23 protein-coding genes are annotated in these 24,136 nt (G+C 73.6%); 10 read left to right on the top strand and 13 right to left on the bottom strand.

Features of this window, described 5'->3' with window-relative positions; translation table 11 throughout:
• Positions 1 to 5: 5 nt before the first annotated feature.
• Positions 6 to 1,193 (top strand): cystathionine beta-lyase, encoded by a 1,188-nt coding sequence (gene metC, locus ACKUB9_RS17150; protein ID WP_407524530.1) that lies wholly within the window; start codon positions 6 to 8, stop codon positions 1,191 to 1,193.
• Positions 1,194 to 1,217: 24 nt separating this feature from the next.
• Here metC and ACKUB9_RS17145 read toward each other — a convergent pair whose 3' ends face one another.
• The 4 genes from ACKUB9_RS17145 to ACKUB9_RS17130 form a co-directional block, all read right to left on the bottom strand.
• Entirely contained in the window at positions 1,218 to 1,814 is a 597-nt protein-coding gene (locus ACKUB9_RS17145; protein ID WP_407524532.1) for a pyridoxamine 5'-phosphate oxidase family protein, read from the bottom strand.
• 63 nt (positions 1,815 to 1,877) lie between these two features.
• Positions 1,878 to 2,210 (bottom strand): lipid-A-disaccharide synthase N-terminal domain-containing protein, encoded by a 333-nt coding sequence (locus tag ACKUB9_RS17140; RefSeq protein ID WP_407524534.1) that lies wholly within the window; start codon positions 2,208 to 2,210, stop codon positions 1,878 to 1,880.
• 6 nt (positions 2,211 to 2,216) lie between these two features.
• On the bottom strand, positions 2,217 to 2,969 hold the full coding sequence (locus ACKUB9_RS17135; protein ID WP_407524536.1) for a glycosyltransferase family 2 protein: 753 nt from the start codon (positions 2,967 to 2,969) through the stop codon (positions 2,217 to 2,219).
• Positions 2,966 to 4,684: an ArnT family glycosyltransferase gene (locus ACKUB9_RS17130; RefSeq protein WP_407524538.1), complete on the bottom strand. Its 1,719-nt coding sequence runs from the start codon at positions 4,682 to 4,684 to the stop codon at positions 2,966 to 2,968. Before ACKUB9_RS17130 ends, ACKUB9_RS17135 begins: the two co-directional genes overlap by 4 nt.
• 276 nt (positions 4,685 to 4,960) lie before the next feature.
• On the opposite strand from ACKUB9_RS17130, the gene ACKUB9_RS17125 reads away from it, so the two are divergent.
• Positions 4,961 to 5,536, top strand: coding sequence for a PilZ domain-containing protein (locus tag ACKUB9_RS17125; RefSeq protein WP_407524540.1), 576 nt, complete (start codon positions 4,961 to 4,963; stop codon positions 5,534 to 5,536).
• 119 nt (positions 5,537 to 5,655) lie between these two features.
• Here the strand turns inward: ACKUB9_RS17125 and ACKUB9_RS17120 are convergent, their stop codons facing one another.
• Positions 5,656 to 6,078, bottom strand: coding sequence for a hypothetical protein (locus ACKUB9_RS17120; RefSeq protein WP_407524542.1), 423 nt, complete (start codon positions 6,076 to 6,078; stop codon positions 5,656 to 5,658).
• A 169-nt stretch (positions 6,079 to 6,247) separates the two neighbouring features.
• Between ACKUB9_RS17120 and ACKUB9_RS17115 the strand changes: the two genes are divergently transcribed.
• The 3 genes from ACKUB9_RS17115 to ACKUB9_RS17105 all read left to right on the top strand — a co-directional run bounded on the left by ACKUB9_RS17115 (position 6,248) and on the right by ACKUB9_RS17105 (position 10,265).
• Positions 6,248 to 7,393, top strand: a complete 1,146-nt coding sequence (locus ACKUB9_RS17115) for an ABC transporter ATP-binding protein (RefSeq protein WP_407524544.1) — start codon at positions 6,248 to 6,250, stop codon at positions 7,391 to 7,393.
• 78 nt (positions 7,394 to 7,471) lie between these two features.
• Positions 7,472 to 8,512, top strand: coding sequence for a Fe(3+) ABC transporter substrate-binding protein (locus tag ACKUB9_RS17110; RefSeq protein ID WP_407524546.1), 1,041 nt, complete (start codon positions 7,472 to 7,474; stop codon positions 8,510 to 8,512).
• A 37-nt stretch (positions 8,513 to 8,549) separates the two neighbouring features.
• A complete protein-coding gene (locus ACKUB9_RS17105; protein WP_407524548.1) occupies positions 8,550 to 10,265 on the top strand; it encodes an ABC transporter permease in 1,716 nt (571 codons plus the stop codon).
• Between the two features lie 4 nt (positions 10,266 to 10,269).
• On the opposite strand, the gene ACKUB9_RS17100 is transcribed toward ACKUB9_RS17105, so the two are convergent.
• The 5 genes from ACKUB9_RS17100 to ACKUB9_RS17080 all read right to left on the bottom strand — a co-directional run bounded on the left by ACKUB9_RS17100 (position 10,270) and on the right by ACKUB9_RS17080 (position 16,691).
• A complete protein-coding gene (locus ACKUB9_RS17100) occupies positions 10,270 to 12,237 on the bottom strand; it encodes a methyl-accepting chemotaxis protein (protein WP_410825845.1) in 1,968 nt (655 codons plus the stop codon).
• Between the two features lie 82 nt (positions 12,238 to 12,319).
• Positions 12,320 to 13,306 (bottom strand): TRAP transporter substrate-binding protein, encoded by a 987-nt coding sequence (locus ACKUB9_RS17095; protein ID WP_407524552.1) that lies wholly within the window; start codon positions 13,304 to 13,306, stop codon positions 12,320 to 12,322.
• Positions 13,307 to 13,810: 504 nt separating this feature from the next.
• Positions 13,811 to 15,070: an MFS transporter gene (locus ACKUB9_RS17090; protein ID WP_407524653.1), complete on the bottom strand. Its 1,260-nt coding sequence runs from the start codon at positions 15,068 to 15,070 to the stop codon at positions 13,811 to 13,813.
• A gap of 203 nt (positions 15,071 to 15,273) precedes the next feature.
• Positions 15,274 to 15,939, bottom strand: a complete 666-nt coding sequence (locus ACKUB9_RS17085) for a 3-oxoacid CoA-transferase subunit B (protein ID WP_407524554.1) — start codon at positions 15,937 to 15,939, stop codon at positions 15,274 to 15,276.
• A gap of 14 nt (positions 15,940 to 15,953) precedes the next feature.
• On the bottom strand, positions 15,954 to 16,691 hold the full coding sequence (locus ACKUB9_RS17080) for a CoA transferase subunit A (protein ID WP_407524556.1): 738 nt from the start codon (positions 16,689 to 16,691) through the stop codon (positions 15,954 to 15,956).
• A 346-nt stretch (positions 16,692 to 17,037) separates the two neighbouring features.
• Here ACKUB9_RS17080 and ACKUB9_RS17075 point away from each other — a divergent pair, with 346 nt between their 5' ends.
• Positions 17,038 to 18,768 (top strand): AsmA family protein, encoded by a 1,731-nt coding sequence (locus tag ACKUB9_RS17075; RefSeq protein ID WP_407524558.1) that lies wholly within the window; start codon positions 17,038 to 17,040, stop codon positions 18,766 to 18,768.
• Positions 18,769 to 18,774: 6 nt separating this feature from the next.
• Here ACKUB9_RS17075 and ACKUB9_RS17070 read toward each other — a convergent pair whose 3' ends face one another.
• Positions 18,775 to 19,626, bottom strand: a complete 852-nt coding sequence (locus ACKUB9_RS17070; protein ID WP_407524560.1) for a protein-L-isoaspartate O-methyltransferase family protein — start codon at positions 19,624 to 19,626, stop codon at positions 18,775 to 18,777.
• Between the two features lie 147 nt (positions 19,627 to 19,773).
• On the opposite strand from ACKUB9_RS17070, the gene ACKUB9_RS17065 reads away from it, so the two are divergent.
• Together ACKUB9_RS17065 and ACKUB9_RS17060 are read left to right on the top strand one after the other, a co-directional pair.
• Positions 19,774 to 20,358 carry an RNA polymerase sigma factor gene (locus tag ACKUB9_RS17065; RefSeq protein WP_407524562.1) on the top strand — a complete coding sequence of 195 codons (585 nt, stop codon included), beginning with the start codon at positions 19,774 to 19,776 and terminating at the stop codon, positions 20,356 to 20,358.
• A complete protein-coding gene (locus tag ACKUB9_RS17060) occupies positions 20,340 to 20,579 on the top strand; it encodes a hypothetical protein (RefSeq protein ID WP_407524564.1) in 240 nt (79 codons plus the stop codon). Before ACKUB9_RS17065 ends, ACKUB9_RS17060 begins: the two co-directional genes overlap by 19 nt.
• 65 nt (positions 20,580 to 20,644) lie before the next feature.
• Here the strand turns inward: ACKUB9_RS17060 and ACKUB9_RS17055 are convergent, their stop codons facing one another.
• Positions 20,645 to 21,352 carry an NAD-dependent deacylase gene (locus tag ACKUB9_RS17055; RefSeq protein ID WP_407524566.1) on the bottom strand — a complete coding sequence of 236 codons (708 nt, stop codon included), beginning with the start codon at positions 21,350 to 21,352 and terminating at the stop codon, positions 20,645 to 20,647.
• 238 nt (positions 21,353 to 21,590) lie between these two features.
• Between ACKUB9_RS17055 and ACKUB9_RS17050 the strand changes: the two genes are divergently transcribed.
• Both ACKUB9_RS17050 and ACKUB9_RS17045 read left to right on the top strand, forming a co-directional pair.
• A complete protein-coding gene (locus ACKUB9_RS17050; RefSeq protein ID WP_407524568.1) occupies positions 21,591 to 22,214 on the top strand; it encodes a hypothetical protein in 624 nt (207 codons plus the stop codon).
• The gene (locus ACKUB9_RS17045) at positions 22,211 to 22,867 is read left to right on the top strand and encodes an HAD hydrolase-like protein (RefSeq protein WP_407524570.1); all 657 of its coding nucleotides are present in this window, start codon (positions 22,211 to 22,213) and stop codon (positions 22,865 to 22,867) included. Before ACKUB9_RS17050 ends, ACKUB9_RS17045 begins: the two co-directional genes overlap by 4 nt.
• A gap of 17 nt (positions 22,868 to 22,884) precedes the next feature.
• Here ACKUB9_RS17045 and ACKUB9_RS17040 read toward each other — a convergent pair whose 3' ends face one another.
• Positions 22,885 to 24,126, bottom strand: a complete 1,242-nt coding sequence (locus ACKUB9_RS17040; RefSeq protein ID WP_407524572.1) for an adenosylmethionine--8-amino-7-oxononanoate transaminase — start codon at positions 24,124 to 24,126, stop codon at positions 22,885 to 22,887.
• Positions 24,127 to 24,136: the final 10 nt, after the last annotated feature.

Below are 24,136 nucleotides of genomic sequence, written 5' to 3'. Positions count from 1 at the left end.
GTCCGATGAGCATCACGCCCCCCCGCGACCCGCGCCGTCTCGGCGAGCGCACCCGCCTCGTCCATGCCGGCCGCGACCCCTCGCGCCAGCACGGCTTCGTCAACACCCCGATCTACCGCGGCTCGACGGTGCTTTACGAGAGCTACGACGCGCTCCAGCACCGGCGCTCCGAATACACCTACGGCACGGCCGGGACGCCGACCACGCGGGCGCTGGAACAGGCCTGGACGGATCTCGCCGGGGCGTCCGGCACGGTGCTGACCCCCTCGGGCCTCGCGGCCGTCACGGTGGGACTGCTGGCCTGCCTCAAGGCCGGCGACCACCTGCTGGTCACGGATTCCGCCTACCGGCCGACCCGGGCCTTCTGCGACGGCTTCCTCGCCCGGTTCGGCGTCGAGACCACCTACTACGATCCGACGATCGGGGCGGGCATTGCGGAGCTGATGCGCCCCAACACCGCCGCGGTGCTCACCGAGGCGCCGGGCTCGCAGAGCTTCGAGATGCAGGACATCCCGGCCATCGCCGAGGTGGCGCATGCACGCGGGGCCTGCGTGCTGATGGACAATACCTGGGCCACTCCCCTGCTCTTCCCGCCCCATGAGCGCGGCGTCGACATCGCGATCGAGGCGGGCACCAAGTACCTCTCGGGCGGCTCGGACCTGCTGCTCGGCCTCACCTCGGCCAATGCGCGCTACTGGCCGGCCCTCCAGCGGACCTTCGCGCTCTTCGCCATGTGCGCGGGGCCGGAGGACGTCTTCCTGGCGCTGCGGGGCCTGCGCACGCTGCCGCTGCGCCTCGCCGAGCACGGGCGGCAGGCGCTGGCGATGGCGCAGTGGCTGCAGCAGCGGCCGGAGGTGCTGCGCGTGCTGCACCCGGCCCTGCCGGAGGATCCGGGCCACGCCATCTGGGCGCGCGACTTCACCGGCGCCTCGGGCCTGTTTTCGGTCATCCTGAAGCCCTGCCCGGAGGCGGCGGTGGCCGCGATGCTCGACGGGCTCGACCTCTTCGGGATGGGCTTTTCCTGGGGCGGCTTCGAGAGCCTCGTCATCCCGTTCGACTGCCGCGCCTACCGCTCCGCCACCGCCTGGGCGCCCGGCGGCCCGGGCCTGCGCTTCCATATCGGGCTCGAGGATCTCGACGACCTCAAGCGCGACCTCGACGCGGGGTTCGCGCGGCTGCGCGCGGCGATGTAGTCCCGCCTCGCGGCCGATCGCACCTCACGGCACCAGCCACGTGCCGGTCACCGTCCCGCCCTCCCAGGCGAAGCGCGCCCGCCGGTGGCCCTCGAAGGCGAGGTAGAGGAAGTCCAGCCGCTCGACCGTCACGAGAACGACGCGGAAGTTCTCGCGGTCGCGGGCCGCCTTCTCCTCGTCGGCCGGGAGCGCGTAGGCGTCGCCCGCCGGGATCGGCGTGCCGGGGCCGGGCAGAACACCGTAGCAGATCCGGCTCATCGGCAGCGCCGCCTCCCAGGCGGCCGCCGTCACCGCGTCCTGCGCGTGAAGGACCGCCCGCCCCTCGATCCGCACCTGGATCTTGGCGTCGGCCTCGTAGGCGTGGAGCGCCACGCGCGGGGTCCGGACGATCTCGGCGGCCTTGTCGCTGCGGTGGTCGGTGTGGAAGCGCAAGGACCGGGTGGCGGGATCGGCGCCCCGCAGCACCACGGTGCGCAGGCGCGGCGCGCCGTCGAGCCCGACCGTCGCCAGCACCGGCGTGTGGAAAGCCCCGCGCCGGCGCGTCGCTCCCTCGCACAGCCGCCGCCACGCCTCATCGAGGCAGGCGGCGAGGTCGTCGTAGAACGGGGGCTGCTCGGTCATGCGGCGCACTCGATGGAACCTGCCAAGCCAAGCGCGATCGGGCCGACCGCACAAGCCCCGCGCTCACGGCTTCGCCCGCGCCCGGCGCTTCTCGCGGAAGATCAGCGCGAGGTTGCGCAGGTAGATCACCGTGCCGAGGCTCTGGCCGAGGATGAAGACCGGGTCGCGCCGGTAGAGCGCGTAGGCCAGCAGCACCGCCGAGCCGCCGAGCGAGAAGAACCAGAACGAGAGCGGGATCACGCTGCGCCCGGCCCGCTCGCTGGCGATCCACTGCACGAGGAAGCGGGCGGTGAACAGCGCCTGTCCCAGGAGACCCACCAGCACCACGAGGTCGACAGGTCCGGAAAACAACGACCACAGGTAGAGGCCGAGCCCGTGCATGATGTCGGCGACCATCGGATTCTAGCCTCCGTCGGCCGGCACGAGTTCGGGGATCCGCCTGCGGCGGCGGATCAGCCACCAGACGCCCCCCAGATCGAGGAGCCCGACCCAGAGCCGGTCGAACAGGCCGTAATTCGAGTGCCCGCTCAGGCGCGGCCGGTCGACCACGTCGACATGGACCACCGCGAAGCCCTCGCGGGCCACGAGCGCCGGCATGAAGCGGTGCAGGGCGTCGAAGTACGGCAGGCCGAGATAGGCCGCGCGGCGAAACACCTTCAGGCCGCAGCCCGTGTCGCGCGTCGCGTCGCGCAGGACGCGGCGGCGCACCCCGTTGGCGATGCGCGACTGCAGGGTCTTCAGCCGCCCGTCCTTGCGCCCGACCCGCTGGCCCTGCGCGAGGCCCGCGCCCGGACCGGCCGCGTCGAGGGCCGCGACGAGGCGGGGGATGAAGGCCGGGTCGTTCTGCCCGTCGCCGTCCAGGGTGGCGACGAGGGGCGCACGGGCGGCGCGCACGCCGGAGCGCACCGCCGCGCTCTGGCCGCAGCTCGCGCGGTGGCGCAGGACGCGCAGGTTCGGATGATCGCGGCGCGCGGCCGCGAGCGCCGCCGGAGTGGCGTCCGTGGAGCCGTCGTCCACGTAGAGGATCTCGAAGGGCGCGAGGGCGGCGCAGGCCGCCGCGATCTCGGCCACGAGCGGCCCGATGTTGCCCGCCTCGTTGCGCACCGGCACCACGACGCTGAGCCGCAGCTCCTCCTGCCCGTCCGCTCCGCTCACGGTGCCACCGCGTAGGCGGTGAGGCCGACCGGCTTGCCGCCATTGATGTTGAAGCCCGTCACCCGCCCGAGACTCCGCGGCTGCAGGCCGCTTGCGGCGGCGGCCTCCGCGAAGGGCCCGGCGAAACGGTCCTCCACGTAGGCGAGGCGGCAGCCGCCCGCCGCCAGGAACGCGGCCGCCTCGGCACCGGAATCGAGCATCGCGAGGTCCGTCCCGGTGAGGAAGACGAGGCTCGGCTCCCGGTAGCCGAGGGTGGCGACGGCGGAGGGCGCGCAGGGCATGGCACCCCGCAGGGCCGCGAGCCGCGGCGAGACCTTGAGCGAGGCGAGCGCCGGCTGGGTGAGCCCGAACACCGCCGGCCCGAGCAGCGCCCCCGCCAGCACCGCGACCGCGAGCGCCTGCTCCGAAAACCCGTCCGCGAACAGGCGCCAGCCCACGGCCGCCACCAGGGTCGCGGCCACGAGCAGCGACAGGCCCGCGAGCGGCAGCGCGCCGTCGAGGCGCCACGCGGCGACGCCGAGCCCGATCGTCAGCCCGAGCGGCACCAGCGGCAGCAGGAGCGCGACGAGGCGCGCGCCCGGCCTGTCGCGGTGCACCGCCCCGCGCCCGACCGCCAGCACGGCGAGGATCGCCAGCGCCGGGCACAAGGGCAGCACGTAGTGCGGCAGCTTCGTGGGCACCGCCTCGAAGACGAGCCAGCACGGCACCACCCAGGCGATCAGGAAGGCGACCGCCTCCTCCCGGCGATGGCTCCAGGCGAAGGGAGCCGCCATCGCCGCGAAGGCGGCGGCCGGCCAGAAGGTGGCGAAGGTCACGAGGAAGTAGGTGCCGGGCGGCGCCCAGTGCTGCGTCTGGGCGGTGCCGACCTTGCCCAGCATGTCGTGGCCCACGGCCTCGCCGTAGAAGGCCGAGCCCGCCTTCCAGGTGATGGCGGCGAACCAGGGGCCGGCGAGCGCCAGCACGATCACGAGGCCCAAGCCCGGGCGCAGGCGGACCAGCCACGCGCCCGACCGGGCCGCGAGCGCGAGCGCCAGCGCGGCGAGGCCGGCGAACAGCGGCACCATCGGCCCCTTGATCAGGATGCCGAGCGCCACGGCGAACCAGAAGACCAGCACGGTGGAGAGCGGCAGCCGGGCGGTCCGGTCGCCGAGCCACGCCCGGGCGAGCGCGCCCATCGCGGCAACGGCGGTGGCGGTGAGGAGCGCGTCGGTCTTGGCGAGACGCGCCTCGGCCGAGAGCATGACGCAGGCGCCGACCAGGGCGGCGGCCAGCACGGCACCGCGGCGCGGCAGGAAGGCGAGCGCCGCCCAGTAGCTCAGGAGCACGGTCGCGACGGCGCCGGCGAGCGAGGGGAGGCGGTAGAGCGCGATGGTGGTGCGGGCCTGCGGCACGCCCAGCCGCTCGGCGGCACCCACCACGGCGCTCTGCGCCCAGTAGATCCCCACCGGCTTCTTGTGCCGGGCCTCCCCCTGGAAGCGGATGTCGACGAGGTCGCCCGTCTCCAGCATCTGCTTGGAGGCCTGCGCGAAGCGCGGCTCGTCCCGGTCCATCGGCTGCAGCGAGACGAAGCCCGGCAGGAATCCGATCAGGCAGAGCAGCAGCAGGAGGCCGCAGGCGGCGGCGTGGCTGCGCGCGCCGAGCGACAGCAGCCGGTCGGCGAAGGCGCCCGCAGGGGCGGCGCGGCCGGGGCGCTCCCCGGCGGCAAGGCTCGTCATGCGTTGCTCCGAACCGGCGGCCCCGCGGCGCCACCCTGCCCGGCCGCCGCGACGCGCGCTCCTGTCGGTGATCCGGTCCGGATTGTCAATTTTGCCGGCGGCGCGGCCGGCCGGGATCGTCCGCGCGGGCGAGCCGGCCCCTCACGGCACGCCGCACCGATGGGCGCCCGACCACAAGTCGGGAGGAGGACCACGATGCGTGCAATTCGCGCCTTCCGTTAAGGAGGGCCGCAGGATCTGGCGCTGCATAGAATCCTACGGTGGAACAGGTCTCCGATGAGCGAACGGCGCGCAACGCAGCGGCACCAAGTGATCCTTCCGGCCCTGTGCTGGAGCCGGTCGCGTCCGGATTTCTACGCCGTCACGATCGATCTCTCGACGGAGGGCATTCGCCTGCGCTCCGCGATCGTGCCGTTCGTCGACGAGGATCTCATCTGCAGCATCCGCCACATCGGCACGATCGAAACGAAGGTCACGCGCACCGAGGATCAGGACTTCGCGGTCCGTGTTCTGAACCGCCGGCTGGCTCCGCGGACCGTGGCGAAGAAGCTTCTCTTCCTCGCCGAGCAGCAGCGGCCCGGCCTCGAGGCGGTGCGGGTGCATCCCAGGGTGGCCCCGCTGCGGACGGAGGTTCCGGTCACGCTGGAGGACGGCCACCTCATCGTGGGGCGGCTCCTCAACGTCTCGGCCTCGGGCGCCGGCCTCCTGCTCGGTGTGCCGCTTCGGGTCGGGGCCACGATCATCCTCGGCAGCCGGCCGGCACGGGTCATGCGCTGCTTCGCCGGCGGTGTCGGGGCGGCCTTCCATGTCCCGCTCGATCCGCACGAGGTGACCGAGGCGATCGTGCTCTGAGGGTTGGCACGGGCAGGGCTCGGGCGCGCCGATCCGATAGGGAGCGCGCGGTCGCGAGCGGGCGCCCGGTCCGGACGCACGATGGGAAATCTCCGCCGCATCGCCGCGGCGTGCGGGCGTCAGGCCGAGGAGGCCGGCTCGAACAGGAACTCGTCGGCGCGCGGGATCGAGACCGCGAGGCTCACGCCGTAGGTGGAGCGCGAGAGGCGCCAGGCCCGCTCGCAGGAGGCGCGCACCGCCTCCGAGGAGCGCAGGCGGCGCAGGCGGCCGTCCGCCCCCACCTCCTCGATGACGAGGAAGCCGTAGACCTGCAGGCGCGCGGCGACGAGCTTGGTCTCGCGGTCGCCCGCCGCCACGGGCAGGTGGCCGGTCTCGTAGACGAGGTCCATCAGGCTGCGCTGGTCGCGGCGGGAGCGGGCCAGCGCCGGGCTCGGGGCGGCGAGATCCTCCGGGTGGGCCGCACCGGCGCCGGACGAGCCCTGCGGGACCCTGGGCCGCCGGAACGGCACGACGTTGCTCGTCTCGCTCGACACGCTACGCATACGCGACACCCTTGACGTTGCTCGGGACCCGGCCGGCGCTTACAGCCCGCCGCGGCGATGCGGAGCTTTCGACGAATCCGCTTAACGCGCCCTTGAGCATGTGGGCGGCGCGGAATGCCGGTCTGTGCCAGAACGGAGCGCGGCCGCGTCACGGCCGCTGGAGTGAGCGATGACGGAGCAGGCTTCGCGGGTGCGGCCCACCGACCCGGCCCTGGCGGTGGAGGAGGTGGCCTGCCGGTTCGGCCGGGTGACGGCCCTCGACGGCGTGTCGCTGGAGGTGCGGCCCGGCGAGGTGATGGCGCTGCTCGGCGATTCCGGCTGCGGCAAGAGCACCCTCCTGCGCATCGTCGCGGGGCTCGAACGGCCGACACGAGGGCGCGTCCTCCTCGACGGGCACCTCGTGGCGGGCCCCGGGGTTGCGGTGCCGCCCGAGGCCCGCGGGGTCGGCCTGATGTTCCAGGACTACGCCCTCTTCCCCCACCTCACGGTGGCCGAGAACATCCGCTTCGGCCTCGCCGGCCGGCCCCCCGCCGCGCGCGAGGCGGCCGGGTCCCTCCTCGATCAGGTCGGCCTGAGCGCGCGCGCCGACAGCTACCCGCAGACCCTCTCGGGGGGCGAGCAGCAGCGGGTGGCGCTGGTGCGGGCGCTGGCGCCGGGGCCGCGCCTCCTCCTGCTCGACGAGCCCTTCTCCAACCTCGACCGGCGCATGCGCGACCGCGTGCGCGAGGACACGGTGGCGCTGCTGCGTCGCACCGGCACCACCGCGCTCCTCGTCACCCACGATCCCGAGGAGGCGCTCGCGGTGGCCAACCGCATCGCCCTCATGCGCCGGGGCCGCCTCGTGCAGGTCGGGACCGGCGAGGCGCTCTACCGCCAGCCCGCGAGCCTGTTCGCGGCCCGCTTCCTGGCGGATGCGGTGGAGATCCCGGCCCGGGTCGCCCGAGGGCGGGCCGAGACGCCGCTCGGCCCGGTTTCGGCCGCCGGCTTCGCCGAGGGTGCGGCCGTCCGAGTCTGCCTGCGGCCCGAGGCGGTGGGCGTCGGCCCCCCTGCCCTCGGTTCGGGCCGGGGCCGCTCTGCGCAGGTGATGCGGCGCGTGTTCGTGGGCTCGGCCACCCTGCTGCTCCTGCGGGTGCCGGGCCTCGATGAGCCCCTGCGGGCGCGGATCGCCGGCACCGAGCCCTACGGTCCGGGCGACGCCGTCGGCCTGACGCTGCTGGAGCAGGCGGTGCTGGTGCTGCCGGAGGAAGACGACGGCAATTCTCTGGAAGAATTACAAACTGAACCGCACCTCGCGGCGCGGCACTCCGCACATTAAAACAACTCCAATCTATACCGCTTGATTTCGCCTCGGATCTGTATCTCTACGGGTGTGTCATCCTCGGAGATGCGAACCTTGTCCCGCACAGTCCGTTTCCGGCCGCTCCTCGGCCTCGCGTCGCTCATCGGGGCCGCCCTTGCCGGCCCGGCCCTCGCGCAGCAGGCCGGGGAGGTGAACCTCTACACCACCCGCGAGCCCGGCCTGATCCGCCCGCTCCTCGATGCCTTCACGGCCAAGACCGGCGTCGCCGTCAACACCGTCTTCGTCGACAAGGGGCTCGCCGAGCGCGTGGCCGCCGAGGGCGCCCGCTCCGCCGCCGACGTGATGATGACGGTCGACATCGGCAATCTGATCGAACTCGTCGACAAGGACCTGGCCCAGCCGGTGCGCTCGCCCGTCCTGGAGGCGGCGGTCCCGGCCGCGTTGCGCGACAAGGACGGCCGCTGGTTCTCGCTCTCGACCCGCGCCCGGGTGCTCTACGCCGATCCCGAGACCAAGGGGCTGGAGGGCTTCACCTACGAGGATCTGGCCGATCCGAAGTACAAGGGCCAGGTCTGCATCCGCGCCGGCCAGCACCCCTACAACACCGCGCTCATCGCGGCCTTCCTGGCCAAGAACGGCGAGGAGAAGACCGAGGCGTGGCTGCGCGGCATCAAGGCGAACCTCGCCCGCAAGCCCGGGGGCGGCGACCGCGACGTCGCGCGCGACATCGTGGCGGATCTCTGCGAGATCGGCATCGCCAACTCCTACTACGTCGGCCTGATGCGCAGCGGGCGCGGCGGCCCCGACCAGAAGAAGTGGGGCGACGGGATCAAGGTGGTGCTGCCGACCTTCAAGGGCGGGGGCACGCACGTCAACATCTCGGGCGCCGTGGTGGCCAAGAACGCCCCCAACCGCGACAACGCGGTCAAGCTGCTCGAGTACCTCGTCTCGGACGACGCGCAGGCGCTCTACGCCAAGGCGGATTACGAGTACCCGGTGAAGGCCGGGGTCCCGGTCGATCCGCTGCTCGCGCAGCTCGGCACCCTCAAGGTGGACGACCTCTCGCTCGTCGAGATCGCCCGCAACCGCAAGGCCGCGAGCCTGCTCGTCGACCGCGTCGGCTTCGACAAGTAGGCCGGCGCCCCCGCCCCGTCCCCTCGTCTCACGCGGCATGCTCACCGACCACGCCCCGCCCCGGCCTCTCTCCTACGCGGCGCCGGCCCTGCCGCTCCTGTCTCGGACGCCGGGGCTCTGGCGCGGGCCGTTGCCCTGGGCGCTCGCGGCCGGCGCGGTGGCGCTCCTCGTGCTCGCGCCGCTGGCCGCCCTCGGGCTCGAGGCGCTGCAGGGATCGAGCGGGCTGTGGCCGCACCTCCTCGCCTACGTCCTGCCCCAGGCCATCCTCGACACGGGGCTGCTGCTCGCGGGCGTCGGCGTGCTGGTGGTGGCCATCGGCACGGGCGCCGCGTGGCTGGTGGCGGCCTACGAGTTCCCGGGCCGGCGCCTGCTCGACTGGGCGCTGCTGCTGCCGCTGGCGGTGCCGACCTACATCGTGGCCTACGCCTATCTCGACCTGCTCCACCCGGTGGGGCCGGTCCAGAGCGCGATCCGGGCGCTCTTCGGCGTCGCGCATCCGCGCGACCTGCTGCTGCCGGACGTGCGCTCGCTTCCGGGCTGCATCCTGCTGCTCGGCTTCGTGCTCTACCCCTACGTCTACCTGCCGACGCGCGCGCTGTTCCTGATGCAGTCGGCCAACCTCGTCGAGGCGGGCCGCAGCCTCGGCCTCGCGCCGGCCGCGGTCTTCCGCCGGGTGGCCCTGCCGCTCGCGCGGCCGGCCATCGCGCTCGGTGCGAGCCTCGCGCTGCTGGAGGCGCTCAACGACATCGGGGCGGCCGAATTCCTCGGCGTGCGCACCCTCACGGTCTCGATCTACGCCACCTGGGTCAACCGCTCGGACCTGCCCGGCGCGGCCGCCATCGCGCTCGTCATGCTGGTCTTCGTGCTCGCCCTGATGGCGGTCGAGCGGGCGGCGCGGCGGCGCCGGGGCTATGCGGGCGCGGCCCAGCGCCCGCGGCGCATGAGCCGCGAGCCGCTGACCGGAGCCCCTGCCCTGCTGGCGCTCGGGCTCGGCATCCTGCCGGTGGCGGTCGGGTTCCTGGCGCCCGCCGCCTACCTCGCCGTCGAGGCGCTGCAGCGGGTGCGCTTCGCCGGGGTCTCGCCGACCATCCTCAGGGAGGCGTTCCACACCCTCCTGTATTCGGGGATCGCCACGCTGCTCGCCACCGCGCTCGGCCTCGTCGTGGCGGCGGGGCCGCGGCTTTTTGCCGGACCCGGCACGTGGCGGATCGCGCTCGTGCGCTGCGCCACCCTCGGCTACGCCATGCCGGGAGCGATCCTGGCGATCGGCCTGATGCCGCCGCTGGCCGGGTTCGACGCCGCTCTCGACGGGGTGAGCCGCGCGCTCACCGGCGCCGGGCTCGGCCTCGTCGGCCTCGGCACCGGCGTCGCCCTGGTCTACGCCTACGTGGTGCGCTTCCTCGCCGTCACGGTGGGCAGCAGCGAGGCGGGGCTCGCCCGGGTGCCGCGCTCGCTCGGCGATGCCGGGCGGGTGCTCGGCCGCGGCGCGGCCGCGACCCTGGCGCAGATCCACCTGCCGCTGACGTGGCCGGCGGTGCTGGGCGGCGCCCTCCTGGTCTTCGTCGACTGCGTCAAGGAACTCCCCGCCACGCTCCTGTTGCGCCCGCTCAACGTCGAGACGCTGGCGACCCACCTCTACGGCGAGGCGGCGCGGGGCACCTACGAGGACGGGGCGGTGGCGGCCCTGCTGATCGTGGCGGTGGGTCTCGCGCCCGTCGCGGTGCTGCTGCGGATGTCCACCCCGAAGGCGTGAGGGGTCATGCGGCGCGGATCGCATCGAGGAAGCCGTCGACGTCCTGCTTGACCGTGAAGGACTGCGCGGACAGCTCGCCGGCTGCCGCCAGGACCTGCTCGGCCGCGTTGCCGGTGTCGCGCGAGGAGGAGAGCACGTAGGCGATGTTGGCCGAGACGTCCTGCGTGCCGCGCGCGGCCTCCGAGGCGTTGCGGGCGATCTCGTTGGTGGCCGCGGTCTGCTCCGTGACCGTGGCGGCAATGGTGCCGGTGATCTCGTTGACGGCGACGATCGTCCGTCCGATCTGCGCGATCGCCCCGCAGGCCTTGGCGGAGGCCGTCTGGATCGCCGCGATGTGGCCGCCGATCTCGTCCGTGGCCTTGGCGGTCTGACCGGCGAGGTTCTTGACCTCGGCGGCGACGACCGCGAAGCCCCGTCCCGCCTCGCCGGCGCGCGCCGCCTCGATGGTGGCGTTCAGCGCCAGAAGGTTGGTCTGCGCCGCGATCGCGTTGATCAGCGTCACCGCATCGTCGATCTTCGCGGCGGCCTGGGTGAGGCTCGCCATCGCCGCATCGGTGGCCTCCGCCTCGCGGGCCGCGGCACCCGCCACCTCGTTCGACCGGATCACCTGGCGCTCGATCTCCCGCAGGGACACGACCATCTCCTCGGCCGCCGCCGCCACCGTCTGGACGTTGGCGGAGGTCTGCTCGGCCGCCGCGCTCGACGCGACCGCCTGCTGGTTGGTGCCCGCCGCGACGCCGGTCATGGCGCGGGCCGTGACGTCGAGTTCCTCCGCGGCCGCCGTGACGACGGAGAGCGAACGGGACATCCTGTGTTCGAAGTCGCGCACGAGCTGGTCCACGAGGTCGGCCCGGCGCTGGCGGACCGACTGCTCGGCCCGCTGTGCCTCCTCCAGGCGCACCCGCTCGATCGCACCCTCCTTGAGCACCGCCACCGCGCGGGCGATCAGCCCGAGTTCGTCGCGTCCCTCGGTTCCGTGGACCTCCACCGCGAGGTTGCCGCGCGCGAGGTCGTCGATCGTGTCCTTGAGGCCGAGGATCGGCCGCACGATCGAGCCGCCGAGCAGCCAGGCCAGAACGAGGCCGACGAGCGTCGTGCCGGCCGCGCTGGCGAGCAGCGCGTAGAGCAGGCGGGTCGAGGCCGCCTCGGTGCTGGCGAGTGCGGTCACGAAATGCGCGTCGGCGGTCTTCGCCGCCTGCCTGGCGGCCTGCGAGATCTGCCCCATCATGGCATCGAGGGCCTTGATGGCGCCCGCGCGGGCGTCGAGCGCCGCCTGGTACTGGCTCACGGCATCGGACGTCGCCTTGAGGCTCTCGGCGAGCGCGCCGGAGAGCTTGCGCAGGCGGTTGGTGGCGGCCGGGTTGGCCTCGATGGCAGCACCCGCCTCGCGCAGGCGGCGCGCCTCGTCGGCGAAGCCCGCGAGCGGCCGCGCGCTGCCGGTGCCGACGCCGCGCGCCGTGAACCCAATGACCTGCCCGATCGAGCCCTGGACCTGCAGCGCGGTCGCGATCAGGCCCGGATCCGTCGCCCGCGAGGCGCTCTCGCCGATCGCGTTCGCCGGGTTGGCCAGCATCGCCACGGATTGTTCGAGGGCATTGCCGAGGTCGAAGGTCCGGGAGATCGCCTCGACGGCCGCGGTGGCGTGCTTGGTCAGCGCGTCGGCCGTCTCCGCGGAGCCTGCACCGCGGATCTCGTCCGCGAGGCGGCGCAGGCTCTCGACCATACCGTCCCTGTCCTTGGCGAGGCCGGTGCGCAGGTAGGTGTTGAGGGCGAGTTGCCCGTCGCGGGTCAGCGCGTCGGCGGCCTCGGCCCGGTGGCTGCGCGCGACCGCCTCGGTGAGGTCGGCCTGCGCGGTCCGGAAGCCGTTCGCGATGAGGAGCGTGGCGGCGAAGCCCCCGAGGGCGAGGCCGAGAACCGCGAGGAAGCCCGCCATGATGCGCGAGCGCAGGGACCGGAATCGGACCATCATCATCTCCGTCGCCGAGCAGGCGATCTCGCGAGACAGGTGCAGGACGCCCCGGCCGTGCGGGCCGGGGCCGCGCGGAACCGGTGCGTCAGCCGACGAGGCTGCGGATCTGGCGCATGGCGTCGCCGCCGAAGATCCCGGAAAGCGTCCCCTGGACGGAGGCCACCGCGGCCTGGAAGCCGGCCCGGTCGACATCCTCGACCACCGTCATCCCGCTCTCGCGCAACTTCGCCAGACCCTTGAGGTCGGTGGTGTCCGAATAGTCCTGGGACGCCTTCGTGCCGATGGCGGCGGCCTTGCGCAGCACGTCGAGGTCGGCGGGGCTCAGTTCCTCCGCCACGTCGCCCGAGAGCGCGAGCAGCGAGGAGGTGTAGACGTGCCCGGTGAGCGAAACGTGCGACTGCACGGTGTACATCTCGCCGGCGATGATCTGCCCGATCGGGTTCTCCTGCGCCTCGAAGCGCCCGGTGCGCAGGGCTTCCCGCAATTGCGGCCAGGGCAGGGTCTCGGCGGCGGCGCCGAGGGCCTGGAAGGTCTTCAGGATCGGCGGGGACAACGGCACCCGCAGCTTGAGGCGCTGGATGTCGGCGACGGTGCGGATGGGCTTGTTGGCGGTGAAGTTGCGCAGGCCGATCTCGCCCCAGGCCAGGTTGACGATGCCCTTCGGCTTCAGGAGGTCGGAGCAGTGCTGCCCGAGCGATCCGGCGAGTGCGGCGCGGGCGGCGGCGGCATTCGGGAACAGGAACGGCAGTTCGAGCAGGATCGTCTCGTTGCTGTAGTCACTGGTGACGCCGGCGGGCGCGAGCGTGAGGTCGAGGGAGCCGTCGGCGACGGCCTTGAGCATCTGCTGCTCGTTGCCGAGCTGCGAACTCGGATAGATCTCGATGGCGAGCCGCCCGTCCGAGAGGCTCGCCGCCGCCGTCGCGAAGGCGGCGGCGTGGGCGTGGGTGATCGAGGCCGTGGAGTTGTTGTGCCCGAGCCGCAACTTGCGGGTCGCCGCGCGGGCGACGCTGGGGAGGGAGAATGCTGCCGTAGAGGCGGCCAGCGTGGCGAGAACGGATCGGCGCGAGATCATTGGCGTGCCTCAAGAAATCGGATGAGGGATGGCAGCGCCACGATGAGTGATTGGCTATTAATTTTCTCCCACGTGGGTGAGAGGCTTCTCTGATAGTCATTCGTATTGTTGATAAAGTGCTTCTAGCGTTGCTTAACGCTAGGTGATGCAAATTATTGTGGAAAGCTGGAAGGCAGTTTTCCGGGCCATCTCAACGACATCCGGCCCCGACGCAGTGCTCCGGGAGGGGTGCCGCGACGAGATGCTCACGCGACACCCCTTCTGCTCGATGGCGCAGGCTCCGGTCCTCGTCGCCGCGGCACGGGCTTCGTTGTTCCTTACGGCAGGAGAGGGATCGAAGGCGCCGTCTGGGCGGATCCCGGGCTCTATTCCCGCACGGGAGAAGGACGCATCGCACGTCACCGGAACGTCGCTCGCATCACGCTGAGGCGCTGCACCCCCGATGCGCATCCGCCGCGGCCGGCAACGATGGTCGCCGCCCGATCCCTCGGCGAAGCGTCTCCGTCATGCCGTGGCGAGCCGCCCCCGCGCCATCTGCCGCTGCAGCAGCCAGAGCGCGATCGAGACGGTGCACAGGTTCCACAGCAGCCCGTGCGCGAAGGCCGCCGCGTAGGTGCCGGTGGCGTCGAAGATCACGCCCGAGAGCCAGCCGCCCAGCGCCATGCCGAACAGGGTCGACATGATGACGATGCCGACCCGCGCCCCCGCCTCGCCGGGCGGAAACAATTCGCGCACGATGATCGCGTAGGCCGGCACGATGCCGCCCTGGAACAGGCCGAACAGGGCCGAGATCACGTAGAGCGAGGTGAGCCCGTCGAAGACGAGGTAGAGGGCGAGCGCCACGCCCTGCAGCACGGCGCCGAGCAGCAGCGTCGCGACGCCGCCGATGCGGTCGGCGAGGAAGCCCGAGGCGACGCGGCTGATGATGCCGAAGCCGAGCATCAGGGACAGCATCTCGGCCCCGCGGGCGACGCCGTAGCCGAGGTCGCCGCAATAGGCGACGATGTGCACCTGGGGCATCGCCATGGCGACGCAGCAGGCCAGCCCCGAGAGGGCGAGCAGCCCCTGCAGCGCCCCGGGCGACAGACCGACCGCGGTGACGCCGCGCGGCCCCGCCGCCGCCGCGGTGCTGCCCGCCCGCGGCGGCCGGCGGCGCATCAGCAGCGCCAGCGGCAGCATGGTGACGAGGCAGAAGAGACCGAGCCCGGCCTGCGTGGCGCGCCAGCCGTAGGCCTCGATGGCGTACTGGACCAAAGGCGGCCAGATCGTGCCGGCGACGTAGTTGCCCGAGGCGCACAGCGACACCGCGATGCCGCGGCGGCGCTCGAACCACAGCGAGATGTCGGCCATGAGCGGCCCGAAGGCCGCGGCGCTCCCCAGCGCGCCGATCAGCAGCCCGTGCGCCAGGGTGAAGCTCCACAGGCCCCCGGCGAGCGCGGTCGCCCCGTAGCCGGCCGCGAGGCAAAAGGCCCCGACGACGAGCGGCGCCACGATACCGAACCGGTCCGCGAGGCGCCCCAGCACCACGCCGCCCAGGGCGAAGCCGACCATCGTCAGGGTGTAGGGCAGCGAGGCCGCCGCGCGGTCGAGGCCGAACTCCGCCTGCACGGCGGGCAGCACCACCACCACCGACCACATGCCGACGCCGCCGATGGTGGTGAGCAGCACGGCGACGACGAGGCGCCGCCACGCGGCGGGAGAATCCAGGCCGTCGGCCGGCGTTCCCGGCTGCTCGGCCGGCGTTCCCGGACGTTCGGCCGGCAAGCTGTGGGCGTTCACGGGTGGCGCATCCTCGAAGGGCGGCCCGTGCCGGTCTTCGACGCCGGATGCGGGCACGCGGGAGGATCGCGTCTAGCAGCGGGGTGGAGGTCCCGGTAGCGGGCGGGCTGCAACCCGGACCGGCTTCCCGGGAAGCCCTCGGGGTCCCCTCTCCGGCGGGGTCGGAGAGGGGATCGTCGCGGCGACGGTCAGGTGTTCCTGAGCGCCACCCGGTACGGGGCCTCGGTCTTGGCGCGGACCTCCTCCTCGGTGACGCCGTCGGCGAGCTCGATCAGGCTCATGCCGCCGTCGCCCTTCTTGTCGATGGTGAACACGCCCAGATCGGTGATCACCATGTCGACCACCTGGGTGCCGGTGAGCGGCAGGTCGCAGGCCTTGAGGAGCTTGGGGCTCTCGGTGCCGTCCTTGGCCTTGGCCACGTGCTCCATCACCACCACGACCTTCTTGACGCCCGCCACGAGGTCCATGGCGCCGCCCATCCCCTTCACCATCTTGCCGGGGATCATCCAGTTGGCGAGGTCGCCGTTCTGGGCCACCTGCATGGCGCCGAGGATCGACAGGTCGATGTGCCCGCCGCGGATCATCCCGAACGAATCCGCCGACGAGAAGTAGCTCGTGGTCGGCAGTTCCGTGATGGTCTGCTTGCCGGCGTTGATGAGGTCGGGATCCTCCTCGCCCTCGTACGGGAACGGCCCCATGCCGAGCATGCCGTTCTCCGACTGGAGCTGCACCGACATGCCGTCGGGGATGAAGTTCGACACCAGCGTCGGAATGCCGATGCCGAGGTTGACGTAGAAGCCGTCCTGCAATTCGCGCGCGGCGCGCGCCGCCATCTGGTCGCGGGTCCAGGCCATGTGGTCGTCTCCCTCTAGATCGCGCCGCCGCCGGCCCCGGCGGCTTCCGCGCCGGCGCGCGTGCGGGTGGTGCGCTGCTCGATGCGCTTGTTCGGGTTCTGGACGTGGATCATCCGCTTCACGAAGATGCCCGGCGTGATGATGTGGTCGGGGTCGATCTCGCCCGGCTGCACGAGGTGCTCCACCTGCGCCACGGTCATGCGCGAGGCCGAGGCCATCATCGGGTTGAAGTTGCGCGCGGTCTTCCGGTAGACGAGGTTGCCCTCGGTATCCCCCTTCCAGGCGTGCACGAGCGAGATGTCGGCGAACAGGCCGCGCTCCATGACGTACTGCTCGCCGTCGAACTCCCGCACCTCCTTACCCTCGGCGATCAGCGTGCCGACGCCGGTCTTGGTGAAGAAGGCCGGGACGCCCGCGCCGCCCGCGCGGATGCGCTCGGCGAGCGTGCCCTGCGGGTTGAACTCGATCTCCAGTTCGCCGCCGAGATACTGCTTGGCGAAGGTCTTGTTCTCGCCGACGTAGGACGAGATCATCTTGGCGATCTGGCGCGTCTCGAGCAGGACGCCGAGGCCGACCCCGTCGATGCCGGCGTTGTTCGAGATGACGGTGAGGCCCTTCACGCCGCTCTCGCGCACGGCGTCGATGAGCACGTCCGGGATGCCGCACAGGCCGAAGCCGCCGGCCATGATCGTCATGCCGTCCCGCAGGAGCCCCGCCAGGGCCGCGGTGGCGTCGGGATATACCTTCTTCATGTCGTCCCTCTCCTGGGCGGCGGGTCTTCGTCGGATCCGCCGCCGGCCGCACCGACGCTCCGGCGAACCGGGCGCTCGATCGTCGCCCTCTTAAGCATCGTTCGGGCGGCGGGTCACGGGGTCGCATGCGAAAAGCGTCGGGCGGGTCTCGCCCCGGGCGCGTTCTCGCCCCCGCGCCCGGGTGGTTGTCCCCCGCCGCCGGGCCGGGACGCGGCCAGGGTTGAAGACAAACCGGATCGGAGCGTTTAAGGGTGAGGCCGGGGGATGGGGCGTGCGCCGGCCGCGAGGCGAGGCGCGGCGCCTCGTCGGGGGCGGCCGTTTGTGTCTCACGCATTGCCGGGGAGCGATGTCGCGCCGATCCATCCTGGGCCTCTGCGGCGCGTCGCTCATCGTGCTCGCGACCGCCAGCCATTCCTGGTCCGTGGCCACGCCGGCGGCGTCGGCCTTCGTGGGCAGGCACTTGGCCGGCGCCTACGGCCTCGCCTTCGAGGCGGACGGGCCGACCACCCTCACCCTGCTGCCCGCGCCGCGCCTCCGCTTCGGCGGCGCCCGCCTGCTCCATGACGGGCGCCTGCTCGCCGAGAGCCGCAGTCTCGACGTGCAACTCGGGCTCGGCGGCCTGCTGACGGGCCGCGCCGAGGCGGCGGCGCTGAGTCTGTCGGGCGCCCGCCTCGTCTGGGCGGAGGGCGACGACCGCTGGGCCGCTCCGCTCGCACGGATCACCGCCCGCCTCGGCGAGGGCGTCCGCCCCCTTCGCCGCCTCGTCCTCGACGGCGCCCGCGTGACCGCCCCCGAGCCCGGCGCGCCCGACCGGATCGCCGATCTCGCGGTCGCGCTGACGTGGCCGCGGGCGGGCGCGGCCCTCGAACTCTCCGGGCGCGGCACGTGGCGGGGCCTGCCCGCCACCGTGAGGCTCACGGCCGCGCACCCCCTCGCCCTCGCGGCGGGCGGTACGAGCCCCTTCACGGCCGCGCTCACCTGGCCTGCGGGCTCCCTCGATCTCGACGGGACCGGCTCCCTGAAGGACGGCCCGCGCCTCGCGGGCGAGGCCCGCGGGTCCGCTGCCCTCCCCGCGACCCTGGCATGGCTCGGCACCGCGGCCCCGCTCGCGCCCCTCCTCGGCCGCGTCGCGCTGGAGGGCCGCTTCGAGGCCGAGCCGGGCGCGGTGGCGATGCCGGCCCTGCGCCTCGACGTCGCCGACACCCGGCTCGAAGGGGCGGGCGCCGGGGTGCTGAGCGAGGGCCGCCTCGCCCTCTCGGGCACGCTGGCAGCGGAGCGGATCGACCTCTCGGCCCTGCTCGACGCCGCGGCGGCCTGGAGCCATCCGGCCCCGGCGCTCGACGCCTTCACCCGCGGCGACCTAGACCTGCGGCTCTCGGCCGCCTCAGCCCGGCTCGGGACCCTGCAGGCCGACGACGTCGGCGCCGGCCTGATGATCCGCGCCGGCGCCGTCGAGGCGACGCTCGGGCGCGCCACCGTGGCGGGCGGCACCGTGAAGGGCCGGGCCGCGCTCGCGGCGCGGGGCGCCGGAATCGACCTCCGGCTTCAGGGCACGGCCGACCGGATCGATCTCGGGGCGCTCGTCGCCGATCTCGAAGGGCCGCGGTGGGTCGGCGGCCGGGCGCAGGGCTCGCTGGTGCTGGACACCGCGGGCGCCGACCTCGCCGAGATGGGCCGGCGCCTCGCCGGCCGGGCCGCCCTGACGGTGGAGGGCGGCGAGCTGATCGGCGTCAGCCTCGCGGAGGGCGCGGAGCCGCAGCTGCGCCGCGGCGGTCGCCTCGCCTTCGAGCGCGCGCAGGCGACCCTCGGGCTTGCCGGTGGCGTGGCCGAGATCACGGCCGGACAGGTGCGCACCTCCAGCTCCGCCGCCACCCTGCGCGGCCGGGTGTTTCTCGCCGAGCGGCGCCTCGCCGCCCAGGCTGAGATCGAGCCTCGCAGCCCCGACCCGCTGCGCCCGGCCGCCGAGGCGCGCCCGTACGAGATCGCCGGACCCTGGACCGCCCTGCGCACCCGCGCGCTGGCCCCGCAGCGCCCCGGCCCCGCCCTGCCGACCGCGGCGAGCGCCTACGTGCCGTGAGGCCGGTCACTCGCAGGTGAGAGACCATCCCGGTCCGCGCAGCCAGCAGGCCGCCTCCGGCGCGTCGCCGTCCCGGCGCAGCGTCGTCACCCGCTCCGCGCCACCGCGGGCGAACGCCGCCGCGAGGGCGGCGTCCGAGGCCGCGTCCCGCGCACCGGCACAGGGGTAGATCCGGGTGCCGGAGATGGCGCGGGCCGCATAGCGTTCTCCGCGGCGCGTGATGAGGAGGATGATCCCATCCGTGATCGGTCCGTCGTCGCGAGGAACGGTGAGCGGCAGGATCAGGCGTCCCCTGGGCTTGAGGGCGTCGAGCCACGGCTCGGCCGGGCGCGACGCGCCGGCATTCACGAGGATCACGTCGGCGCAGGGCAGCGGCATCGCCGTGCCGTCACCCGCCGCGACCCGCACATTCCCCATCCCGGAGAGCGCGGCTGCGGCATGGGCCGCGAGATCCGCGTCGTGCTCGATCGCCAGCACGCGGCCGGCTGCGCCGGCGAGGCGGCTGAGGATCGCCGTGTAGTAGCCGGTGCCGCAGCCGACATGGACGATGCTGTTTCCCTCCGCGACCTCCGCGCGTGCGATCAGCGAGACCAGGAACGAGGGCTGTCCGGTGTTGAGCCGGCATTCCGGCTTCAGCGCCACGGGGCAATCCTGGTAGAGATGGATCGGGTCGGCATCGGGCGTCGGGCGATAGCCGCCGGGGCCTTGCGCCAGATGCCAGGGGCCGGGCGGCAGGAACCGCTCCCGCGGCAGGTCCGCCAGCGCCGCCTCCAGGCGCGGGTCGTCGGTTCTGGCGGCGTGAGCCACCTGCTTGGCGTAGACCCGGCGCGCCACGCGCCGTTCTTCGTTCGTCATCATCGCGTTTGTCCCGGATGCCGCCCCGGCCAGGAGGGCGCAGCGCCGGCCGCGGTGCGGACGCGGGCGATTTCTTTTCTTGCGCCTGTCCGCGGGGAAGCCCGCCGAGCGCCTGAGGAGGCAGCGGAGGACGATCCCGGGGTGAGACCCTTGCGCATTGACCCGGCCGTCGAGGAGCCCGAGGCGATCGAGCCGAGCATGGCCGATGCGCTCGCGGCCCTCTCGGATGCCGACCTCGCGCGGCTCGAAGCGGTGGCGCGGCTGCGGGTGCGGGCACTGCCCGGCCTGGACTGGTCGGACCTGCTGCACGAGGCGGTGCTGCGCGCGCTCGAAGGGACGCGGCGCCGACCGCCGGGCCTTCCCCTCCCGGTCTTTCTCGCCGGGTGCATGCGCAGCCTCTGCAACGAGCACTGGCGGCGCCTGCGGCGCGAGCGGCAGATCCTGACCGCAGGCGACGCGGCCGGGGTCGAGGACGAGGTCGATCCCGGGCCGCACGCCGATCCGGAGCGGATCCTGGCGGCGTCCCAGGCGCTGCAATCGCTCTTCGCCCTCTTCCGGGGTGACGGCGCCGTCCTGGCGATCCTCGGCGGTCTCGCGGACGGCCTGCCGCCACCGGAGATCCGGGCCCGGCACGGCCTCTCCGAGACCGAGTACGACAACGCCCGCAAGCGGATGCGCCGCGCCCTGCTCCGCCTCACCGCCGGAGGGACCCGCCCGTGGGACGCACGTCCATGACGCCGCCGCGCTGGCGGCCCGACCGCTCCCTCGAGCGGCTGATGATCGCCCTGGAGGCGGACATTCTCGCCGCGCCCGAAGCCGAGATCCCGCGCCCCCTGGCCGGCGAAGAACCCGGCGCGGCGCGCCGCGCCGTCACGTCGGCCCTCACGCAAGCCGTGCAGGGCGTGTCCCTGGGCGGCAACACACCGGGCTCCCTGCCGGCGGCTCGCCGGGAGTAGCGCTCCGTTCCTCCGACGAATTCGGCGCGCCGATGCCGAACCCGCGGTCCACCACGGGGGCTGCCCTACCGCCCTCGCGCCAGCACCCTCTCGACCCAGGCCGGCACCGTCTCGGTGGCCGGGCCGTGATCGGCGGTGTCGAAGGCATCGGCGGTGTCCGAGGGGGCGAGGTTGATCTCGTGCGTCGGCAGGCCGAGGCGGCGCGCCCGCGCCACGAAGCCCGCCGCCGGGTAGACCGCCCCCGAGGTGCCGATGGCGACGAACAGGTCGCTCTCCGACAGCGCCTCCTCGATGGCGTCGAGATGCAGCGGCACCTCCCCGAACCAGACCACGTCCGGCCGCATCCCGCCGCGTTGCCCGCAGGACGGGCAGGGCGTGGCGACGGAGAGATCCTCCGCCCAGGGCGTCGCGGCCGTGCAGGCGAGGCAGCGCGCCCGCAGGATCTCGCCGTGCATGTGCACCACCGCCGCGGCGCCCCCGCGCTCGTGCAGGTCGTCGACGTTCTGCGTGCACAGGAAGATCCGGCCGCCCCGCCCCGCGAGGTCCGCCTGCAGCCGCGCCAGCGCCCGGTGCGCGGCGTTGGGCGCGGCGGCGCGCACGCCCTGGCGGCGCAGGTTGTAGAAGGCGTGGACCTCGTCGGGATCCGCCGCGAACGCCTCCGGCGTGGCGAGGCGGGCCGGATCGAATCGGCTCCACAGGCCGCCGCGGTCCCGGAAGGTTCCGAGCCCGCTCTCGGCCGAGATCCCGGCCCCGGTGAGCACGAAGATGTTCATGCCGGGTCGCTTCCCGAACGGTCGCGGACCCGTGTGAGGGCCGCGACAACACCATGAGAACTTGCGGGTTCGCGAATCCGCGCACCACAAGATGGTCTGGCCATGATCCTGATCATCCGCGTTGACGGTTTATCAATTCCTAGCATGGACAACTCGGGTGTCTCATCCTAAGTGAGGGAGAGGGGTCGGCGCCGCGAGCGCGTGGCCCCATCCCGAACAGATCGCTTCAGGACATTCGATGACGCGCTATCGCGCGAGACCGTCGTTCACGGTCGAGATCAAACGTACCCGCAACTCCCCCATCGCCGGCCCCGGCGAGTCCGGCGGCCTCCCGCTCCCGAGCGAGCCCGCCCCGAAGCCCGCCGGCCGCAGCCTGTGGGCCGGCACCGGGCTGATCGAGGAGGCGCAGGCCGCGACCCAGTCCGGCCGCTTCGACGAGGCGGTCACCCCTCCCCCGACCCCGCCGCAGCGCCGCGTGGTTGCGGGCGGCGCCCCCGCCCGGCGCGTCCTGCCGAGCCTGATCGCGCCGCCGGAGCCGCCCGCCCCCGAGCCGGAGCCGATGGTGGAGGAGGAGCCCGTCTTCCGTCGCCGCCGGCCCGTGGTGCGCAAGGCCGCCCCGGCTCCGGCGCCGCAGGGCTTCGTCTGGCCCGAGGACTGGCCCGACGAGCCGCCTGCCCCGCCGTCGGCCAAGCCGGTGCCGGCCCAGCCGGTGCCGGCCCAGGCCGTGACGGCTCCCGCGCAGGTCGCGCTCGCCGCGGCCCTGCGCCAAGCCGGCGACGTGGCGGCCCGGCCCAAGCGGCGCGAGGACGACCTGCGGGTCGGCGAGCGCTGGAAGCGGCGTCTCCCCCGCTACTGCCGGTGATCCCACCGGGCCCGGTGCGGCTCGCGATCCTGGATTTCGACGGCACCCTCGCGGACAGCTTCGCGTGGTTCTGCGGCGTACTGAACGGCGTCGCCGACCGCTACGGCTTCCGCCGGGTCGCGGCGCACGAGGTCGCATCGCTGCGCGGCCTGTCGGCCCGGGACATCCTGCGCCGCCTGGAGGTGGCGCCCTGGAAAGTGCCGCTCATCGCCCGGCACATGCGCGCGCTCGCGGCCCGCGACGCGGCGGCGCTGACGCTCTTCCCGGGCATCCCCGCCATGATGGCGCGCCTGCATGCAGGCGGGATCGCGCTCGCGGTGGTCACCTCGAACCGCGAGGACACGGTCCGCCGCGTCCTCGGCCCCGCACTCACCGGCCTCGTCGCCCACACGGCCTGCGGCGCCGCCCTGTTCGGCAAGGCGCGCAAGTTCCGGGCGGTGGTGCGGGCGAGCGGGGTCGCCCCCGCGCAGGTGCTGTGCCTCGGCGACGAGATTCGCGACGCGCAGGCCGCCGCGGCGGCCGGCCTCGCCTTCGGGGCGGTGGCCTGGGGCTACACGACGCCCGAGGCGCTCAGCCTCGCCCGGCCCGCCTGGCTGTTCGAAACGCCGGAGGCCGTCACGGCGGCGCTGCTGGCGCGCCAGACCGTCGGCTGATCCCTACCCCAGCAATTCTACCCCAGTACCTCCCGCATCGCGGCGAGGAGCCGGGCGAGGTCGTCCTCGGGAATCGTCAGGGCGGGCGTCAGGTAGACGATGTCGCCGAAGGGGCGCACCCACACGCCCCGCTCCAAGAAGGCCTGCTTCAGGCCGGCGAGGTCGAAGGGCGGCGCGAGCTGCACCGCACCGATCGCGCCGAGCACCCGCACGTCCACGACGCCGGGGCGCCCCCGCAGCGGGGCCAGCCCTTCCGCCATCTGCGCGCCGATCGCCCGCGCCTGGGCGAGCCGCGGCTCGCGGGCGAACAGGTCGAGGCTGGCATTGGCCGCCGCGCAGGCGAGCGGGTTGGCCATGAAGGTCGGGCCGTGCATCAGGGCGGCGGCCGGGTCGTCCGACCAGAAGGCCGCGAAGACCTCGGCCCCCGCCACCGTGGCGGCGAGCGGCAGGGTGCCCCCGGTGAGCGCCTTCGACAGGCAGATCAGGTCCGGCACCAATCCGGCCTGCTCGCAGGCGAACAGCGTGCCTGTGCGCCCGAAGCCGGTGAAGACCTCGTCGAGGATCAGCAGCAGGCCGTGGCGGCGGGCGAGCCGCGCCACCGTGGCCAGCACCTCCGGGGCGTGCAGGCGCATGCCGCCCGCCCCCTGCACCAGCGGCTCCACGATCACCCCCGCCAGGGTGTCGCTGTGGCGCGCGAGGCCCTCGTCGAGCGCCGCCTCCCGCGCGCGGCTGTCGGGCAGGTCGAAGAAGAGCTGCTCGGGCAGGTAGCGCCCGAAGCGGCGGTGCATCCCCTCCTCGGGGTCGCAGACCGACATCGCCCCCATCGTGTCCCCGTGGTAGCCGCCGCGGAAGGCCGCGAAGCGGCTGCGGCCGGCGACGCCGCGGTTGAGCCAGACCTGGGCGGCGGCCTTGAGGGCGACCTCCACGGCCACCGAGCCGGAATCCGAGAAGAAGACGTGGTCGAGGTCGCCCGGCAGCAGCCCGGCGAGGCGGCGCGCCAGCGCCTCGGCCGGGGCGTGGGTGAGCCCGCCGAACATCACGTGCGGCATCGCGTCGAGCTGGGCCGCGACCGCCGCGCGGATGTGGGGATGGTTGTAGCCGTGGCAGGCGGTCCACCACGAGGCGATGCCGTCGACGAACTCGCGCCCGTCCTCCAGCACGATGCGGCTGCCGTGCGTGCGCGCCGCCCGCAATGGCGGCGCGGCCGTCTTCATCTGCGTGTAGGGACGCCAGAGGTGGTCGGTGCGGGGCTCGCTCATGCGGGCAGTC

Origin of the sequence: Methylobacterium oryzisoli (genome assembly GCF_046557895.1) — a bacterium.
Taxonomy (GTDB): domain Bacteria; phylum Pseudomonadota; class Alphaproteobacteria; order Rhizobiales; family Beijerinckiaceae; genus Methylobacterium; species Methylobacterium oryzisoli.
Note: the sequence above shows the minus strand (reverse complement) of the source record. Positions and strands in the feature narration are given on the sequence as shown.

Coding starts and splice junctions, on each gene's coding strand:
- metC (WP_407524530.1), top strand. CDS start 6: ATGAGCATCACGCCCCCCCGCGACCCGCGCCGTCTCGGCGAGCGCACC.
- ACKUB9_RS17145 (WP_407524532.1), bottom strand. CDS start 1,814: ATGACCGAGCAGCCCCCGTTCTACGACGACCTCGCCGCCTGCCTCGAT.
- ACKUB9_RS17140 (WP_407524534.1), bottom strand. CDS start 2,210: ATGGTCGCCGACATCATGCACGGGCTCGGCCTCTACCTGTGGTCGTTG.
- ACKUB9_RS17130 (WP_407524538.1), bottom strand. CDS start 4,684: ATGACGAGCCTTGCCGCCGGGGAGCGCCCCGGCCGCGCCGCCCCTGCG.
- ACKUB9_RS17125 (WP_407524540.1), top strand. CDS start 4,961: ATGAGCGAACGGCGCGCAACGCAGCGGCACCAAGTGATCCTTCCGGCC.
- ACKUB9_RS17120 (WP_407524542.1), bottom strand. CDS start 6,078: ATGCGTAGCGTGTCGAGCGAGACGAGCAACGTCGTGCCGTTCCGGCGG.
- ACKUB9_RS17115 (WP_407524544.1), top strand. CDS start 6,248: ATGACGGAGCAGGCTTCGCGGGTGCGGCCCACCGACCCGGCCCTGGCG.
- ACKUB9_RS17105 (WP_407524548.1), top strand. CDS start 8,550: ATGCTCACCGACCACGCCCCGCCCCGGCCTCTCTCCTACGCGGCGCCG.
- ACKUB9_RS17100 (WP_410825845.1), bottom strand. CDS start 12,237: ATGATGATGGTCCGATTCCGGTCCCTGCGCTCGCGCATCATGGCGGGC.
- ACKUB9_RS17095 (WP_407524552.1), bottom strand. CDS start 13,306: ATGATCTCGCGCCGATCCGTTCTCGCCACGCTGGCCGCCTCTACGGCA.
- ACKUB9_RS17085 (WP_407524554.1), bottom strand. CDS start 15,939: ATGGCCTGGACCCGCGACCAGATGGCGGCGCGCGCCGCGCGCGAATTG.
- ACKUB9_RS17080 (WP_407524556.1), bottom strand. CDS start 16,691: ATGAAGAAGGTATATCCCGACGCCACCGCGGCCCTGGCGGGGCTCCTG.
- ACKUB9_RS17075 (WP_407524558.1), top strand. CDS start 17,038: ATGTCGCGCCGATCCATCCTGGGCCTCTGCGGCGCGTCGCTCATCGTG.
- ACKUB9_RS17070 (WP_407524560.1), bottom strand. CDS start 19,626: ATGATGACGAACGAAGAACGGCGCGTGGCGCGCCGGGTCTACGCCAAG.
- ACKUB9_RS17055 (WP_407524566.1), bottom strand. CDS start 21,352: ATGAACATCTTCGTGCTCACCGGGGCCGGGATCTCGGCCGAGAGCGGG.
- ACKUB9_RS17050 (WP_407524568.1), top strand. CDS start 21,591: ATGACGCGCTATCGCGCGAGACCGTCGTTCACGGTCGAGATCAAACGT.
- ACKUB9_RS17040 (WP_407524572.1), bottom strand. CDS start 24,126: ATGAGCGAGCCCCGCACCGACCACCTCTGGCGTCCCTACACGCAGATG.